General features: G+C 69.8%; 14 protein-coding genes. 5 read left to right on the forward strand and 9 right to left on the reverse strand.

Annotated features, from left to right (window positions below; genetic code table 11):
• Positions 1-82: 82 nt before the first annotated feature.
• Positions 83-1,240: a lysylphosphatidylglycerol synthase transmembrane domain-containing protein gene (locus tag GPY60_RS19100; protein WP_156689259.1), complete on the forward strand. Its 1,158-nt coding sequence runs from the start codon at positions 83-85 to the stop codon at positions 1,238-1,240.
• A 4-nt stretch (positions 1,241-1,244) separates the two neighbouring features.
• Here GPY60_RS19100 and GPY60_RS19105 read toward each other — a convergent pair whose 3' ends face one another.
• Positions 1,245-1,784 (reverse strand): hemophore, encoded by a 540-nt coding sequence (locus GPY60_RS19105; protein ID WP_156689260.1) that lies wholly within the window; start codon positions 1,782-1,784, stop codon positions 1,245-1,247.
• Positions 1,785-2,123: 339 nt separating this feature from the next.
• Between GPY60_RS19105 and GPY60_RS19110 the strand changes: the two genes are divergently transcribed.
• A complete protein-coding gene (locus GPY60_RS19110; protein WP_156689261.1) occupies positions 2,124-5,123 on the forward strand; it encodes an MMPL family transporter in 3,000 nt (999 codons plus the stop codon).
• On the forward strand, positions 5,120-5,677 hold the full coding sequence (locus tag GPY60_RS19115; RefSeq protein WP_156689262.1) for an XRE family transcriptional regulator: 558 nt from the start codon (positions 5,120-5,122) through the stop codon (positions 5,675-5,677). Before GPY60_RS19110 ends, GPY60_RS19115 begins: the two co-directional genes overlap by 4 nt.
• 4 nt (positions 5,678-5,681) lie before the next feature.
• Here GPY60_RS19115 and GPY60_RS19120 read toward each other — a convergent pair whose 3' ends face one another.
• Together GPY60_RS19120 and GPY60_RS19125 are read right to left on the reverse strand one after the other, a co-directional pair.
• Positions 5,682-6,371 carry a hypothetical protein gene (locus tag GPY60_RS19120; protein WP_156689263.1) on the reverse strand — a complete coding sequence of 230 codons (690 nt, stop codon included), beginning with the start codon at positions 6,369-6,371 and terminating at the stop codon, positions 5,682-5,684.
• An 8-nt stretch (positions 6,372-6,379) separates the two neighbouring features.
• Positions 6,380-7,024, reverse strand: a complete 645-nt coding sequence (locus GPY60_RS19125; RefSeq protein WP_156689264.1) for a hypothetical protein — start codon at positions 7,022-7,024, stop codon at positions 6,380-6,382.
• 42 nt (positions 7,025-7,066) lie between these two features.
• Here GPY60_RS19125 and GPY60_RS19130 point away from each other — a divergent pair, with 42 nt between their 5' ends.
• Positions 7,067-9,067 carry a M13 family metallopeptidase gene (locus GPY60_RS19130; protein ID WP_156689265.1) on the forward strand — a complete coding sequence of 667 codons (2,001 nt, stop codon included), beginning with the start codon at positions 7,067-7,069 and terminating at the stop codon, positions 9,065-9,067.
• A gap of 4 nt (positions 9,068-9,071) precedes the next feature.
• Here the strand turns inward: GPY60_RS19130 and GPY60_RS19135 are convergent, their stop codons facing one another.
• The 4 genes from GPY60_RS19135 to GPY60_RS19150 are packed head-to-tail and all read right to left on the reverse strand — an operon-like array spanning position 9,072 to position 11,969.
• Positions 9,072-9,602, reverse strand: a complete 531-nt coding sequence (locus tag GPY60_RS19135) for a cupin domain-containing protein (protein WP_156689266.1) — start codon at positions 9,600-9,602, stop codon at positions 9,072-9,074.
• A gap of 33 nt (positions 9,603-9,635) precedes the next feature.
• Positions 9,636-10,559 (reverse strand): NADP-dependent oxidoreductase, encoded by a 924-nt coding sequence (locus GPY60_RS19140; RefSeq protein ID WP_156689267.1) that lies wholly within the window; start codon positions 10,557-10,559, stop codon positions 9,636-9,638.
• A 21-nt stretch (positions 10,560-10,580) separates the two neighbouring features.
• Positions 10,581-11,285: a nitroreductase family protein gene (locus GPY60_RS19145; protein WP_156689268.1), complete on the reverse strand. Its 705-nt coding sequence runs from the start codon at positions 11,283-11,285 to the stop codon at positions 10,581-10,583.
• Positions 11,286-11,318: 33 nt separating this feature from the next.
• Entirely contained in the window at positions 11,319-11,969 is a 651-nt protein-coding gene (locus tag GPY60_RS19150; protein ID WP_197283741.1) for an HD domain-containing protein, read from the reverse strand.
• 89 nt (positions 11,970-12,058) lie between these two features.
• Between GPY60_RS19150 and GPY60_RS19155 the strand changes: the two genes are divergently transcribed.
• Positions 12,059-13,051, forward strand: coding sequence for a GlxA family transcriptional regulator (locus GPY60_RS19155; RefSeq protein WP_156689269.1), 993 nt, complete (start codon positions 12,059-12,061; stop codon positions 13,049-13,051).
• On the opposite strand, the gene GPY60_RS19160 is transcribed toward GPY60_RS19155, so the two are convergent.
• Together GPY60_RS19160 and GPY60_RS19165 are read right to left on the reverse strand one after the other, a co-directional pair.
• Complete coding sequence (locus GPY60_RS19160; RefSeq protein ID WP_156689270.1) at positions 13,004-15,271, reverse strand: molybdopterin-dependent oxidoreductase; 2,268 nt, start codon at positions 15,269-15,271, stop codon at positions 13,004-13,006. The two genes, GPY60_RS19155 and GPY60_RS19160, sit on opposite strands and share 48 nt — an antisense overlap.
• Positions 15,261-15,848 (reverse strand): TetR/AcrR family transcriptional regulator, encoded by a 588-nt coding sequence (locus tag GPY60_RS19165; protein ID WP_156689271.1) that lies wholly within the window; start codon positions 15,846-15,848, stop codon positions 15,261-15,263. Before GPY60_RS19165 ends, GPY60_RS19160 begins: the two co-directional genes overlap by 11 nt.
• Positions 15,849-15,956: the final 108 nt, after the last annotated feature.

Genomic DNA, 15,956 nt, shown 5'->3' on the forward strand with positions numbered 1-15,956 from the left:
CTGGCACGATCCGGTTACGACCCCGACACGGTCGGAACTGCGCCGCGATCCCCTCCCCACCTGCACCGTTACCCTAAAGCACGTGTCGCACGACGCCCCCGTCCGCAAGCTCGACTTGCCCCGCGAACAGACCTCGCGCGGCAAGTACTGGTGGTTGCGTTGGGTGATCCTGGCGATCGTCGCGGTCGTGCTTGCCGTGGAGGTCGCGCTGGGCTGGGACCAGCTGGCCAAGGCGTGGATGAGCCTCAACTCGGCGAACTGGTGGTGGTTGCTGGCGGCGGTGGCCGCGGCCGCGGCATCGATGCACAGCTTTGCCCAGATCCAGCGCACGCTGCTCAGGTCGGCGGGTGTGCACGTCAAGCAGCTGCGGTCGGAGGCGGCCTTCTACGCCGCCAACTCGCTGAGCACCACGCTGCCGGGCGGCCCGGTGCTGTCGGCGACGTTCTTGCTGCGCCAGCAGCGGATCTGGGGCGCCTCCACGGTGGTCGCGTCGTGGCAGCTGGTGATGTCCGGCGTGCTGCAGGCGGTCGGGCTGGCCCTGCTGGGCCTGGGCGGCGCCTTCTTCCTGGGCGCCAAGAACAACCCGTTCTCGCTGCTGTTCACCCTGGGCGGCTTCATCGCGCTGCTGATCCTGGCGCAGGCGGTGGCCTCGCGGCCGGAGCTGATCGACGGCATCGGCGGCCGAATCCTGGCGTGGTACAACGGGGTTCGGGGCAAGCCGGCCGACACGGGGTTGGACAAGTGGCGCGAGACCCTGATGCAGCTGGAGTCGGTCAGCCTGAGCCGGCGCGACCTGGGCGTCGCGTTCAGCTGGTCGATGTTCAACTGGATCGCCGACGTGGCCTGCCTGGGCTTCGCCGCATACGCGGCGGGCGACCACGCCTCGGTGGCGGGGCTGACGGTGGCCTACGCGGCCGCCCGGGCCGTCGGGACGATCCCGCTGATGCCCGGCGGCCTGCTGGTGGTCGAGGCCGTACTGGTGCCCGGCCTGGTCTCCAGCGGCATGTCGCTGCCGAGCGCGATCTCGGCGATGCTGATCTACCGGCTGATCAGCTGGCTGCTGATCGCCGCCGTCGGCTGGGTGGTGTTCTTCTTCGTGTTCCGCACCGAGAAGGTCTCCGACTCCGACGACGAGCCGCCCACCGGCCCGCTGGACCTTCCGCTGTACCAAGCGGACCCCACCGAGACCGCCCTGCAGGGCCCGCTGCCGCCCGACCGCGAGCCGGAACCGGAGGGTTAGCTAGCTAGCCACGCGGTTGGCCCGACCCCACCGTGACCCCCGGCGGGGTGGTCGACGGCGGCGTCGAAACCGGAGCGGCCGGAGCGGCCGGACCGCCGAGCGGCGACGCGGCCGCGGCTCCGCCCGGCAGGCCGCCGGGCAGCGAGGGCAGGCCGCCGCCGGCCTGCGCCTGCTGCAGAGCGCCCATCACCTGCGGGATGCTGATCGGCAGCTTGCACTGCGTCGAGATGGTGGTCAGCGGCGCCGCGATCGACGTCATGTCGCCGGCCACCTTGGGGTTCGCCTCGAAGTAGGACTTCAGCCCCGTCAGGGACTGCGGCCCGGCCTGCTGCTGGAGCATCGAGGTCATCGTCTGGTTGGTCTCCGGGTGCGAATCGAGGTAATCGCCCATCGACTTGGACACCGAACCGATCGTGCGCGCGACCTCGCTGGCCGAGCACGGGTCGGTCGAACCGGTCGCCGACGGGCCGGCCGAGAGCGCGAACACCGCACCCGGCAGCGCGGCCGCGAACAGCCCCGCGAAGAACCTGCGGCGTGTGGTCATGGACAACTCCTTCGAAGTTTGCGACGGCAGCCAACGGGTGCGCCGCGCAAACGGCTCACAAAGTCGGGTGGACGGCCAGCAAATGTCGCGGAGTAACCCCGATCCCCCGCAGGCCAACCGATATCCTGCCATCCGCGTCCGCGCCCTGCCAGCTCGCGTGAGCCCGGTGTGAGCTACGTCCCGTTGGTCACCGGGCGACAACGGCTTGGCAGCTCTTGAGCAACATCGTCGTCACCGCAGCTCAGGATGCAGATAAGCCCAACTCATCCACAGGCCGCTGCGGTATCCTCGCCTGCACGCGTCGCGAGACACCCCGGGGAGCCCAAAATCCAGCAGTTCATGATGCGCCTGAGCCGCAGCCTGCGCCGGTACCGCTGGTTGGTGTTCGCGGGCTGGTTGCTGGCGTTGGTTCCCGCCGTCTATCTGGCGATGACGCAGTCCGGCAACCTCACCGGCGGTGGCTTCGAGGTCGCCGGCTCGCAGTCGCTGGCCGTGCACGACCAGCTCGAGGACCTCTACCACGACCAGGGGGCCTCGTCGCTGGCGCTGGTGGCCGCGCCGCGGCCCGACGCCACCTACCAGGACATGACCGATGCTGTCGCGCAGCTCCGGCAGATCGCGGGCGAGTTCCCGGGCATCACCGAGGTCCCCAACCCCACTCAGCGCCCGCCCCAGCCCGACCGGCCGTACGTGCTGTCCCTGAAGCTGGACGCCCGCAACGCCGGCACCAGTGACGTCGCCAAGCAACTCCAGAAGAAGATCGGCGTCAACGGCGACCAGCCGGGCCAGACGGCCGACGGCCGGGTGCGGCTCTACGTCATCGGGCAAGGCGCGCTGAGCGCCGCCGCGGCGCAGAACACCAAGCACGACATCGCCGCCGCCGAGAAGTGGAACCTGCCGATCATCCTGGTCGTGCTGCTGGCGGTGTTCGGCTCGCTGGCGGCCGCGGCCATCCCGCTGGCGCTGGGCGTGTGCACGGTCGTGGTCACGATGGGACTGGTTTACCTGCTGTCGGAGTTCACGACCATGTCGGTGTTCGTGACGTCGACCGTGTCGATGTTCGGCATCGCCCTCGCCGTGGACTATTCGCTGTTCATCCTCATGCGATTCCGTGAGGAGCTGCGCACGGGCCGCGACCACCACGACGCCGTCGACGCGGCGATGGCCACGTCCGGCCTGGCGGTGGTGCTGTCCGGGATGACGGTCGTCGCCTCGCTCACCGGGATCTATCTGATCAACACGCCCGCCCTGAAGTCGATGGCCACCGGCGCGATCCTGGCCGTCGCGGTGGCCATGCTGACGTCGGCGACGCTCACGCCCGCGGTGCTGGCGACGTTCGGCCGGGCGGCCGCCAAGCGCTCGGCCCTGCTGCACTGGTCGCGGCGGCCGGAGTCCACCCAGTCCCGCTTCTGGAACCGGTGGATCGGCTGGGTGATGCACCGGCCGTGGATCTCGGCGCTGGCCGCGGCGGCGGTTCTGCTGGTCATGGCCCTGCCGACGTCGTCGATGGTGCTCGGCAACAGCCTGCTGCGCCAGTTCGACTCGGCGCACCAGATCCGCGCCGGCGTGGGGGCGGCGGCCCAGGCGCTCGGGCCCGGCGCGCTCGGCCCGGTCAGCGTGCTGATCACCTTCCCCGACGGGGGCGCCGCCTCGCCCGAACATGCGCAGACCGTCGGCGCGATCCGTCAGCGCATGACGCAGGCACCCGAGATCGCGTCCGTGAGCCCGCCGCAGTTCGCCGAGGACAACGGCAGCGCGTTGCTCTCCGCGGTGCTGAAGGTGGATCCCGAGGACATGCGGGCCAGGGAGACCGTTGGCTGGCTGCGCACCGAACTGCCCAAGATCCCCGACGCGGGCACGGCGCGGGTGGACGTCGGCGGGCCGACGGCGCTGATCAAGGACTTCGACGACCGGGTGTCGCAGACCGAGCCGCTGGTGCTGGCGTTCGTGGCGCTGATCGCGTTCGTGATGCTGCTGATCTCGATCCACTCGGTGTTCCTTGCCCTCAAGGGCGTGCTGATGACGCTGCTGTCGGTGGCGGCGGCCTACGGCAGCCTGGTGATGGTGTTCCAGTGGGGCTGGCTGCAGAACCTCGGCTTCGCCCACATCACCTCGATCGACAGCACGGTGCCCCCGCTGGTCCTGGCGATGACGTTCGGGTTGTCGATGGACTACGAGATCTTCCTGCTCACCCGCATCCGCGAACGCTTCCTGCACTCGGGCAACACCCGGGACGCCGTCGCGTACGGCGTGAGCACCAGCGCCCGCACGATCACCAGCGCGGCGCTGATCATGATCGCCGTGTTCATCGGGTTCGCGTTCGCCGGGATGCCGCTGGTGGCCGAGATCGGCGTGGCCTGCGCCGTCGCGATCGCCGTCGACGCGACCGTGGTGCGGCTGGTCCTGGTGCCGGCGCTGATGGCGATGTTCGCGCAGTGGAATTGGTGGATCCCAGGCTGGCTGTCCCGGGTGTTGCCGTCGGTCGACTTCGACCGGCCGCTGCCCGAGGTCGACCTCGGAGACGTGGTCGTCATCCCCGACGACATCTCGGCGCTGACGGCGCCGCACGCCGACCTGAAGATGGTGCTCAAGTCGGCCGCGAAGCTGAAGAACCTGGCGCCTGACGCCATCTGCGTGGCCGACCCGCTGGCCTTCTCCGGCTGCGGGCGCAACGGCAAGACGACGCAGTCCGCCGAGGGCCGGGGCCGCGGGCCCGAGCAGATCCCGCACCAGGTCAACATCCGCGCCAAGCCCATGCGGATCCCGGCGCGCAACGGGAACGGCGCCAACTGGCACGGGACCGCCAAGAAGGCGTCCCGCAACGGGGCGGCGCAGGCGATCGCCGGGCCGGACCGGCCCGTGCACCCGGTCACGGTGTGGCGGGGGCGGCTGTCGGTCGCGCTGGACGCGCTGCAGACCGGTTGCGACGACGACGACCAGCCGCATTACGAGCGAAGCAGCCCGGTGGAGACCACCCACGTGCAGCTGCCGACGGGCGACCGGCTGATGATCCCCACCGGCGCCGAGGCGCTGCGCCTCAAGGGCTACCTGATCATGTGCCGTAACAGTCGGCGCGATTACGCCGACTTTGCTGACATGGTGCAGACCGTGGAACCCGAAACCGCTGCGCTCGTGCTGGCCGGGATGGACAGGTATTACTGTAGTCAGCCACCCAAGCGGCACTGGATCGCCAGCCAGCTGGTCCGCCAGCTCGCGGATCCCCACCCGTCCGACCTGAGCGATCATTCTGCGCCGGATGCCCACGACGAGGCAGACTGGGAGGAAGTCAGGCAGCGGTGCCTGTCGGTGGCCGTGGCAATGCTGGAGGAGGCGAGGTGACGTTGGCACCCGACCGGCGCTCCGCGCCGCCGCCGCGGCAACGCTCCGCCGACAGCGGAAGCCCCTCCGCCGGCCCCGACGGCCCCGCCGCCGACCCGCCGCAGGATTCCGACCAGCCCGTCGAGTTCTGGCCGACCGCCGCCATCCGGTCGGCGCTGCAGGCCGGCGACATCGCCACCTGGAAGCGCATCGCCACCGCGCTCAAGCGTGACCCGTACGGTCGGACCGCGCGTCAGGTGGAGGAGGTGCTGGACGGCAGCCGGCCGTTCGGCATCACAGGTGTTTCCAGGGCCCTGTGGGAGGTGCTCGAACGCGCCCGCACCCACCTGGAGGCCGACGAGCGCGCCGAGGTGGCCCGGCACGTCCGCCTGCTGATCGACCGCTCGGGGCTCGGGCACCAGGAGTTCGCGTCCCGGATCGGGGTTTCGGCGGACGAGCTGTTCGCTTACCTGGACGGCAGCACCAGCCCGTCGGCGTCGCTGATGATCCGGATGCGCCGCCTGTCGGACCGGTTCGTCAAGGTGAAGTCCGCGCGGTCGGCCGAGTCGAACTGACCCCTCAGCGGGAGTTGACGGGCAGCACGTCGGAGACCAGCCAGTTGTCGCCGCGCTTGATCAGCGTGACGCGCAGCGCGGGCGACGCCTGACTGGGCGGCTGACCCGGGGTGGTCTGCGTGACCCGCAGGATCACCGCCACACTCGCCGCCGACGGTCCCTGGGCCTCCACCCCGGCCGACAGCGTCGCCGCCTGCGCGGTGACGTTGTGCTGCGCCAGGTCGACGCTGGTCCTCTGGTACTGCTCCTTGAACGCCTTGGCCTGCTCGGGCACCATCATCGCCGCGGCGCGGTCGATGGAGCTGCCGGGGGCGCTCGGCGTGAACGACGCCATGGCCTCGGCCATCGCCGTCGCGATCCGCACCACGTCGCGCGAATCCTGCCGGAACCCGCGGTCGGCCCTCGTCCAGTGCACGTAGCCGGTCGCGACGGCGGCCGACAGGGCGGCCGTGCACAGCACGACGACGGCCAGCCGCAGCCCCGGCGCGTCGTCGTCGGTGCCGACGCTCACCGAGTCGCGGCGCAACAGCCAGAAGTCGACCACCATGCCCTCGACGACGAGCAGCGCCAACACCGAGCACGCCGACACCCACCACAGCGGCCAGTCGAGCACCAATCCGATCGCCAGCAGCGCGACGATGGTGGCCAGCGGGGCCAGGATGTCGAAGGCGAACAGCCGCCACACGTTTCTCATCGACTGCCTCACCGGATCGACGCCAGCCCGGAGACCATGAGCTTGCCGTCGACGTTCGCGATGTCCAGGCGCAGGTTCCAGTGCACGGTGGTGGGCTTGCCGCCGGCGTTCTCGCTCACCGACGTCGCGACCAGCAGCACGGAATCCGACCGGCTGGCGAACGCCGGCAGCGCGGTGGTGACGACCGGGCGCGCCGTTCCCGGCTGGGTGTCGAGGTCGTGGTGCACCGTTTCGATCGCGACCGCCTCGATCCGCCCCGTGCTCTGCGACTGCAGCTTCTGCACCACCTGCCGGTAGGGCTGCACCGCGGCGTCGAAGTCGGCGTTGAGTTCGCCGACCGTGCCGTCGTGCAGCCGCTGCAGGCTCCCGTCGATGTTGGCGCTGTTCATGTTGATCAGCACGTTCGTCCAGTCCGCGGCGGCTTGCATGACCCGGCTCAGGTAGACCCGTTCGGCCAGCTCGTCGCGGTGGCCCGACCAGATGAGGACCGCGAGCACCACCGCCGCCACCGACAGCACGCCCAGGACAGCCGACGCGACGCCGTAGGGCGAAAACATGCCGCCGCCCTCGTATTCGGCGTCGGACGCCTCGGTCCCGGCGTCGTCGTCGGAACCGACGGACTCGTCGTCGTCGGGGGGCTCGGCGTCTGACATGGCCCGATCGTTGCACCCAAAAGAAGATGGAAGGATGGCGGGGTGACAGTAGAGGCCATCCGCTCGGGCATCGACCTGAGCCACGTCGACGCCGATGCCCGCCCGCAAGACGACCTGTTCGGTCACGTCAACGGCCGCTGGCTGGCCGACTACCAGATACCGGCCGACCAGGCCACCGACGGCGCGTTCCGCCACCTCTACGACCGCGCCGAGGAGCAGGTGCGCGACCTGATCGTCGAGGCCAGCCAGACCGCCGCTAACGGCAACGCGGGCACCGTCGATCCGGATGCGCAGCGCATCGGCGACCTGTACGCCAGCTTCCTCGACGAGCAGACGGTCGAAAGCCGCGGCGTGCGGCCGCTGCTCGACGAGCTGGCCACCATCGACGACGCCGCCGACGCCGACGCGCTGGCCGCCGCGGTCGGGGCGCTGCAGCGCACCGGGGTGGGCGGCGGCGTCGCGCTCTACATCGACACCGACGCCAAGAACTCGTCGCGCTACCTGGTCCACGTCACCCAGTCCGGCATCGGGCTGCCCGACGAGTCGTACTTCCGCGACGAGCAGCACGCCGAGGTGCTGGCGGCCTATCCCGGGCACATCGCGCGGATGTTCGGCCTGGTTTACGGCGGTGACGCGGACGAGCACGCCGAGACGGCGGCCCGGATCGTCGCGCTGGAGGCCAAGCTGGCCGCCGCGCACTGGGACGTCGTCAAGCGCCGCGACGCCGAACTGAGCTACAACCTGCGCACCTTCGCCGACCTGCAGACCGAGGGTGTCGGGTTCGACTGGGCCGGCTGGGTCGGCGCCCTCGGCACGACACCCGACGCCGTCGCGGAAGTGATTGTGCGCCAACCGGATTATTTGAGCGCGTTCGCCGCCCTGTGGGCGAGCGAGGACTTGGAGGACTGGAAGGCCTGGGCGCGGTGGCGGGTGATCCGCTCCCGCGCCGCGTGGCTGACCGACGACATCGTCGCGGCGGACTTCGACTTCTACGGCCGCCTGCTGACCGGGGCCGAGCAGATCCGCGACCGCTGGAAGCGGGCGGTGTCCCTGGTGGAGAGCCTCATGGGCGACGCCGTCGGAAAGCTCTACGTGCAAAGGCATTTCCCGCCGGGCGCCAAGGCACGGGTGGACGCCCTGGTGGAGAATCTGAAGGCGGCGTACCGGCAGAGCATCAACGACCTGGACTGGATGACGCCGCAGACCCGGGACCGCGCGCTGGCCAAGCTGGACAAGTTCACCGCCAAGGTCGGCTACCCGGCGAAGTGGCACGACTACTCCGCGCTGGTGGTCGACCGCGGTGACCTCTACGGCAACTGCCGGCGCGGCTACGCCGTGAATCACGACCGTGAACTGGCCAAGCTCGGCGGACCCGTCGACCGCGACGAGTGGTTCATGACCCCGCAGACCGTCAACGCCTACTACAACCCGGGCATGAACGAAATCGTCTTTCCCGCAGCCATTCTGCAGCCGCCGTTCTTCGACGCCGAGGCCGACGACGCGGCCAACTACGGCGGCATCGGCGCGGTGATCGGTCACGAGATCGGGCACGGCTTCGACGACCAGGGCGCCAAGTACGACGGCGACGGAAATCTCGTCGACTGGTGGACCGACGACGACCGCACCGAGTTCGGCGCCCGCACCAAGGCACTCATCGAGCAGTACGAGGCCTATACCCCGCGCCAGCTCGACAACGGTCATCACGTCAACGGCGCGTTCACCGTCGGCGAGAACATCGGCGACCTCGGCGGGCTGTCCATCGCGCTGCTGGCCTACCAGCTGTCGCTGAACGGCGAACCCGCCCCCGTCATCGACGGGCTCACCGGCGTGCAGCGCGTGTTCTACGGCTGGGCGCAGGTGTGGCGCACCAAATCCCGCGACGCGGAAGCGATCCGGCGGCTGGCGACCGACCCGCACTCGCCGCCTGAATTCCGGTGCAACGGTGTGGTCCGCAACATGGACGCCTTCTACGAGGCGTTCGACGTGACCAAGGACGACGCGCTGTTCCTCAAGCCGGAGAGCCGGGTCAGGATCTGGAACTAGGCGCTCAATGCGTCGCCACGGACAGGCCGTATCGCCGCACCACGTCGTCGAGCCAGTCGGGCGTCCCGTACGTCAGGCCGTACTTCTTCGCCAGCTCGGCGAAGTCGGCTGACTCATGAACCGGGGTCGCCGGGTCCGCGGACGTGAGTAGCTCACTCAGTTCGCGGAAGTAGTTCTCGAAACCGTTACCGGGAGTGATGACCTCGAGGATCCGCCCGGGCTCGGAGCCGGCGTTCCACATGGCGTGCATCTGACCGCGGGGTTTCGTGATGTAGCCACCGGGTCCGAGCACCACCTCGGTGTCGTCGGACCGAAAACCGATCTCGCCGGCCAGCACGAAGGAGTGCTCGTCCTCGTGGGTGTGCCGATGCGCCGCGGTGATCGTGCCGACCGCGAACGGATGCTCGACCATCGCCACCAGGCCGCCGGTGGTTCGGCTGGTGAGCTTGAAGACGGCCCCGAAGCCCGGGATGGGGAAGCTGTCGCCCTCGCCCGGCCGCGTCACCGTCAATACCGCGCCATCTGTTATCGACATCGTGGAATCCTTTCCGGCAGTGCCTATTCGGGGCTAGCGGTCATCGGCGACCGCGACGATCGTCTTGCCGCGGGCGCGTTGTCCGGGGCCGAAGGCCGACGGCGCGTCCGCGAGCGAACAGACCGATCCGACGTTCGGGCGCAACCGGCCGTCGCGAAGCCGGCGTTCGAGGGCGACCAGGCCCGCGCGGTCGGGCTCGACCACGAAGAACACCGCCCGCCCACTCTGCGGTTGAACCGGCGACGGTTCGGTGACGCTGATCAGCACGCCGCCGGGACGCACCACATCCGCTGAGCGCCTCAGCACGTCACCGCCGATCACGTCGAACACCACGTCGACCTCGCCGGCGCTCGCCGGCCAATCTCGCTCCAGCTCCAGGAACGCGTGGGCGCCGACACCCAGCACCGTGTCCCTGTCACCGGCGCGGCCGCTCCCGATCACCCGGGCCCCCGCCTCGCGGGCGAGTTGCACCGCGAGGCACCCGACGGCGCCGGCGGCGCCATGGACCAGCACCGTCTGACCGGCGGCGAGGTGCGCGTGGTCGAACAACCCCTGCCATGCAGTCAGCCCGGAGATGACCGACGCGGCGGCCATCGTGTGGTCGACGCCCGCCGACAGCGGTGCGAGGTTGCGCGCCTCCACGGCGACATACTCGGCGAGCGTTCCATCGCGGGCCCAGTCGGTGATGCCGAACACCCGCTGCCCGACCGTCAGACCGGTTGTGCCGTAACCCAACTCGGCGACGACTCCCGAAACTTCATGCCCGGGGATGGTGGGCGTCCGATCTCGTCCCGCCCGATCGGTCCAGGTCGACGGCCAGTCGAGCTCGCCCCGGGTGAAGCCGGCGGCGTGCACCCGCACGATGACGTCGTTTTCCGCGGCATGCGGGTACGGCATCTCGTCCAGACTGAGCCCCGCGAGACCGGCGGCCCGGTCACGAGCAACGATCGCTTTCATGGTGGTCACCCCGCCGTTAATTTAGCCGACGGCGCTCAGACCGGTCGTCAGCTCGCGGTGCGCCGGCCACAGCGGCTCCGGCACCTCCACACCGAATGGCGCGTCCCAGCGGTTGCGGGACGAAACCTCGTGAACGGGCCGCCGATTCGCCGCGACACCCCACCTGCCCCGCGGGTAGCCGAGGGTCAGCATGGCCGACATCGTCCAGCCTTCCTCGACCGGCACGCCCAGCAGCTCGTTCACCTTGTCCGCGAAGTTGCGCAGCACCATCGTCATGACGCCGCCGACCCCCTCGGCACGGGCGGCCAGCAGCGCGCTCCAGATCGCCGGGTAGATGTTGGCGCCGCCGAGGTCGTCGATGGCGAAGACGAAGAGCAGCAGCGGGATCTCTTCGAAGTGATCGGCCAGGTAGTTGCCCGAGCCTTGCATGCGGCGCATGGTTTCGGCATGGGCGGCGGGGTCCGCGCCGGGAGCCGTCGCCACCATCGGGCCGGTTCCCGTGCGGAACTTCTCGTACTCCAGGTCGCGCGCCCGGCGGAACAGCTCCGCGAACTCGGCGATGAGTTTCCGATCGTCGACTGCGACGAAGTGCCAGCGCTGGGTGTTCCCGCCATTGGGGGCCCGCACGGCCGCGTCGATGATGCGGGCCTGCGTCTCGAGCGGGACCGGGTCCGGCCGCAGCCGCCGCATCATCCGGGTGGTGTACAGCGCCTCGTAAACGTCCATTTGTCTGCTCCTTTCGCTACTCGGGGCTCGTTGCTATTCGGGCCAAGCGTTGCCCAGGATGAGGTCGACGAAGTCGACGCGCCGGAACGCCGGATCGAAGTGCGCGAGCACGTCGTCGTTCATCGTGCCGAAGGTGGTGTCCGGGCGGTGCTTCATGCCGTCGTTGAAGGCCGCCAGGATGCGGCGCTTGAAATCGGGACGCGGGTGGGCCGCGGTCACCGCGTCGATGGCTTCGGCGGAGAGCTCGTCGCGGCCGATGCCGACCACGTCGGCCTCGACGCCGGCATTGACTAGGGCGATCTCCGGCTCGAGGAACTGGGGCACGCCGGGAGTGGTGTGCAACGCGATGCCAAGCCAAACCTTGCGGGCGTCGGCGGCGTCGACGCCGTGGTGCAGCAGGAAGTCGCGCGCCGCGTTGGCGCCGTCGACCTCGAAGCGCAGGCTCGACGAGCGGTAGCGGTCGGTGAGGCCGAGGTCGTGGAACATCGCCGCCACGTAGAGCAGCTCGAGGTCGGGCCGAAGCCCGAGGCGGCGACCCCGCAGGACGCCGAAGAGGAACACCCGGCGCGAATGGTCGAAGAGCAGGTCGTCCTCGGCGTCGCGGATGAAGTCGGTCGCCGCGCGCACCAGTGCGGTGTCGGGGATGGCCACGCCGGCAATGGTTTCTATCGACTGGGTATCCATGATCACTCTCCTCCGTTGAGCATCTTGGATTCAGTCTGTGCACGGCCGTCGCGATCCACCCGCGGCTGGTGAGCCGTCCTTCCCACAAAATGCGACACAATGGCCGTGTGGTAACTCCCGGCGTCCACCCGCGGGTCGTGGTGATCGTCGTCTTCGACGAGGTGACGCTCCTGGACGTCGCGGGCGCGGCCGAGGTCTTCGCCGAGGCCAATCGTTTCGGCGGGCACTACGGCATCAAGATCGCGTCGGTGGATGGGCGCGATGTGACAACCTCGATCGGGACCCGGCTGGGTGTCACCGACAGCCTTTCGTCGATCGCATCGGCCGACACCGTCCTGGTCGCGGGCAGCGACAACGTGCCGGCGCGCGCGATTGACCCCGCGCTCGTCGCGGCCGTCAAAGCGATGGCAGGCCGCACCCGGCGCCTCGGGTCCATCTGCACGGGGTCGTTCATCCTCGCGCAGGCCGGCCTGCTCAGCGGCCGGCGGGCCACCACCCACTGGCGGGACACCCGGCTCCTTGCCCGGGCCTTCCCGGACATCGCCGTCGAGCCGGACGCCATCTTCGTTCAGGATGGCGACGTCTACACCTCGGCGGGAATCTCGTCGGGCATCGACCTCGCCCTCGCCCTGGTCGAACAGGATTACGGCGCCGAATTGGTGCGCGACGTCGCCCGCTGGCTGGTCGTCTACCTCAAACGCGCCGGCGGGCAATCACAATTCTCGGCGCTGGTCGAACACAATCCGCCGCCGCAGTCCGCGCTGCGCAAGGTCACCGAAGCGATCGCCGCCGACCCCGGGGCCGACCACAGCGTGCGCACCCTCGCCGCGAGGGCCGCCCTCAGCACGCGCCAGCTGACCCGGCTGTTTCGCTCCGAACTGGGAACGACCCCCGCCGACTACGTCCAGATGGTCCGGATCGACGCCGCCCGTGCGGCATTGGACGCCGGCCGCACCGTCAGCGACACCGCGCAGCTGGTGGGGTTCGGCAGCACGGAGACCCTACGGCGCGCGTTCGTCGACCACCTCGGTGTTTCACCGAAGGCCTACCGCGACCGGTTCCGCACGGCCATCCAAAGCTGAGCACGCCTCGATGCGCGCGGGCACGTGCTTGTGCCACGGCGTCCCGGCGTAGGGGTCGCGCCACCCGGTCGACGTGAGGTCGTTGGGCGCCACGCCCGGGATGACGGTGCGCCCTTCGTCGTCGACGTAGTCGACCCCAAAACCGTTGGGCAGGGCCGCATGTCCGGGCAGCATGGTCTCGCTGACCTCGACGGTCGCCTCGGCGCTGCCTGCCGCGGTGCTGACGCGCGCCCGGGCCCCGTCGACGAGCCCGAGGGCCTGGGCGTCCTCCACGCTGACACGCAGCGCCCCGTCGGCGTCGCGCTTGCGCCACGACGGGTCGCGGATGATGTCGTTGGCGGTGTAGGCGCGCCGTTCGCCCACCGACAGCACGACCGGGAACTCCGGCGACGTCAGCCGTGGCGGGGCCGCCGCCAAAGACCGCAGACCGTCGAGCATTTCGGGAATCTCCAGCGCGATCTTGTGATCGGAGTGGCCGATCAGCGCGAAGTCGTCCTCGTATTCGTGCAGGGTGAACGTGACCCCGGACGGGTTGTCGAGGATGGCATCGAAGAGGGCGTTCCCGTCGGCGTGGCCGGCGCGCCGCACGGCGTCGGGGTAGGCCATGGCGGTCTTCTGCGCGAGCCCCCACGCCGCCGCCGCACCGGCCAGTCCCCCGGGCAGGGTCGGACCCAGCGTCTCGTAGAGGACATACGGAACCAATTTGGCGACAGTCGGATTCGATGCGACGGCGGTCAAGAACGCCTCGGCGTAGGCCTGCCGGCCGCGCGCGGCGGCCTCGCGCAGCGGGCGCAGGTCGGCTTCGTCGAGCACACCGAGCGCGCGCACCAGCCGGGCCCAGATCTCCGGCTCGGGCAGCGTGCCGGGCAGGGGCTCCAGTAGCGGTCGGCGCAACTGGAAGGTGTTGGCGGGGAATTCGAAGTTGAAGAACGTCGCCTCGCACTTCTCGAACTGCGACGCCGCGGGCAGCACGTAGTGGGCCAGCCGGGCGGTCTCGGTCATCGCGACGTCGACGACCACCATCAGCTCGAGGCTTTGGAAGGCCTCCCGGCAGGCGGCGGAATTGGCCAGGGAATGTGCGGGATTGGCGCTTTCGACGATCATGGCCCGGAACCGGTCGGGGTGATCGGTCAGGATCTCCTCGGGCACGGCGTTGCTGGGGATCAGCCCAGCGATGACGGGCGCACCGGTGACGGGCGTGCGGCCCGAGACCGTGCTGAACAGCGGCGCGAACGACGAATGCAGGTGCTGGCCGCCCTTTTTCGCGAAGTTGCCGGTCAGGATCCACAGCATCTTGTTCAGGTAGGAGCACAGCGTGCTGTTGGGCGCCTGCTGCACGCCGAGGTCCTCGAACACCGCCACGCTGCCGGCGGTGCCGATGCGCCGCGCCGCCGCGCGCAACAGTTCCTCGTCGACCCCGCAGCGCTGCGCGTAGTCGGCGACGGGCACGTCCCGCAGGGCCGCGCGCACGGCGTCGGCGCCGTGCACATGGTCGGCGAGAAAGCTTTCGTTGCAGAGGTTTTCCTGCACCAGCACCGCCGCCAGGGCGGCGAGGCACCAGGCGTCGGTACCCGGACGCACCCGCAGGTGGAAGTCGGCCATCTTCGCGGTGTCGGTGAGCACCGGGTCGATCACGATCATCGACCGCACCGGGTCCTTGGCGATCTCGTTGAGCACCACGCGGGCGCGCGGGAAGCTCTGGGACATCCACGGATTCTTGCCGACGAACACCGACACCTCGGCGTGCTCGAACTCGCCGCGGGTGTGTCCGCCGTACAGGTGGGCGTCAATCCAGGCCTCGCCGGTCTTCTCCTGCGCCAACGCGTTTGAGCGGTACTTGGAGCCGAGGGCCTTGAGGAACGCGCCGCTGTAGGCCCCGCCGAGGTGGTTGCCCTGGCCCCCGCCGCCGTAGTAGAAGATCTTGTCGCCGCCGTAGGTGTCGCGGATGCGCTTGAAGCCCTCGGCGATCTCGACAACCGCCGTGTCCCAGTCGATTTCCTCGTAGCTGCCGTCGACGCGTCGGCGCAGCGGGGAGGTGAGTCGGCCGCGATTGTTCTGATAGTGATCGAGCCGCAACGCCTTGTTGCAGGTGTAACCCTGCGAACCCGGGTGGGCCTTGTCGCCCCGGATGCGGGCGAGGTGGCCGTCCTCGACCTGCACCACGATCCCGCAGTTGCACTCGCACAGGATGCATGCGGTCGGTTGCCACTCAGCGGTCATCTTCGTGTTCCTTTCCCAGGGGCAACAGCGCGCGCAGCCGCCGGTGCACGGCGTCCAGTGGTGCCAGGTCTCGCCGCACCCGCGCGAGGACGATGGCGCCCTCGAGCGCGCTGGTCGCCAACAGCGCCGCCTCGTGGGCCTCGTCGGCCGGCATGCCGTCGGAGACGAACCGTTGGGCGATCAGGTCGCACCAGCGGGCGAACACGGCGGCCGCCCGCTCGGTCACCGGCGCCATCCGCTCGCGGTCGGTCTCCTCCCCGGCTTCGACGGAGACCGCGACGACGGGGCAGCCGGCGCGGAAGTCGGTGTCGCGCAGTTGCCGGCGGTACTTGTCGATCAGCGTGTCCAGCAGCTCGCGGCTGTCTCGGGCTTCGGCGATGATGCGGGCCACATGATCACCGGCGTAATCGACCGCCTCGCAGAGCAATTGGGTGCGCCCCCCGGGAAAGTAGTGGTAGGCCGACCCGCGCGGCGCGCCGCTGTGCTCGAGGACGTCGGATATCGCGGTGGCGTGCGCGCCGCGTTCCCGTATCAACAGCGCGGCGGAGACGACCATGCGCTCGCGTGGGCTGGGCATTCACACTCCTCGCTACCCCGGCTATGTATGTTGCTATACATAACCGGCGTTCGCAAGCCCGGCGTCGAGAGTGTAAGGACGGCGTCGAGAGTGTAAGGACGGCGTCGA

The organism is Mycobacterium sp. Marseille-P9652, assembly GCF_902652685.1.
Taxonomy (GTDB): Bacteria; Actinomycetota; Actinomycetes; order Mycobacteriales; family Mycobacteriaceae; genus Mycobacterium.

What these genes read in the sequence shown, in the direction of transcription:
- GPY60_RS19110 (WP_156689261.1), top strand. Translation starts at nt 2,124, where the DNA reads ATGATGCGCCTGAGCCGCAGCCTGCGCCGGTACCGCTGGTTGGTGTTC.
- GPY60_RS19120 (WP_156689263.1), bottom strand. Translation starts at nt 6,371, where the DNA reads ATGAGAAACGTGTGGCGGCTGTTCGCCTTCGACATCCTGGCCCCGCTG.
- GPY60_RS19105 (WP_156689260.1), bottom strand. Translation starts at nt 1,784, where the DNA reads ATGACCACACGCCGCAGGTTCTTCGCGGGGCTGTTCGCGGCCGCGCTG.
- GPY60_RS19165 (WP_156689271.1), bottom strand. Translation starts at nt 15,848, where the DNA reads ATGCCCAGCCCACGCGAGCGCATGGTCGTCTCCGCCGCGCTGTTGATA.
- GPY60_RS19145 (WP_156689268.1), bottom strand. Translation starts at nt 11,285, where the DNA reads ATGGACGTTTACGAGGCGCTGTACACCACCCGGATGATGCGGCGGCTG.
- GPY60_RS19135 (WP_156689266.1), bottom strand. Translation starts at nt 9,602, where the DNA reads ATGTCGATAACAGATGGCGCGGTATTGACGGTGACGCGGCCGGGCGAG.
- GPY60_RS19140 (WP_156689267.1), bottom strand. Translation starts at nt 10,559, where the DNA reads ATGAAAGCGATCGTTGCTCGTGACCGGGCCGCCGGTCTCGCGGGGCTC.
- GPY60_RS19155 (WP_156689269.1), top strand. Translation starts at nt 12,059, where the DNA reads ATGCGACACAATGGCCGTGTGGTAACTCCCGGCGTCCACCCGCGGGTC.
- GPY60_RS19160 (WP_156689270.1), bottom strand. Translation starts at nt 15,271, where the DNA reads ATGACCGCTGAGTGGCAACCGACCGCATGCATCCTGTGCGAGTGCAAC.
- GPY60_RS19125 (WP_156689264.1), bottom strand. Translation starts at nt 7,024, where the DNA reads ATGTCAGACGCCGAGCCCCCCGACGACGACGAGTCCGTCGGTTCCGAC.
- GPY60_RS19150 (WP_197283741.1), bottom strand. Translation starts at nt 11,969, where the DNA reads ATGGATACCCAGTCGATAGAAACCATTGCCGGCGTGGCCATCCCCGAC.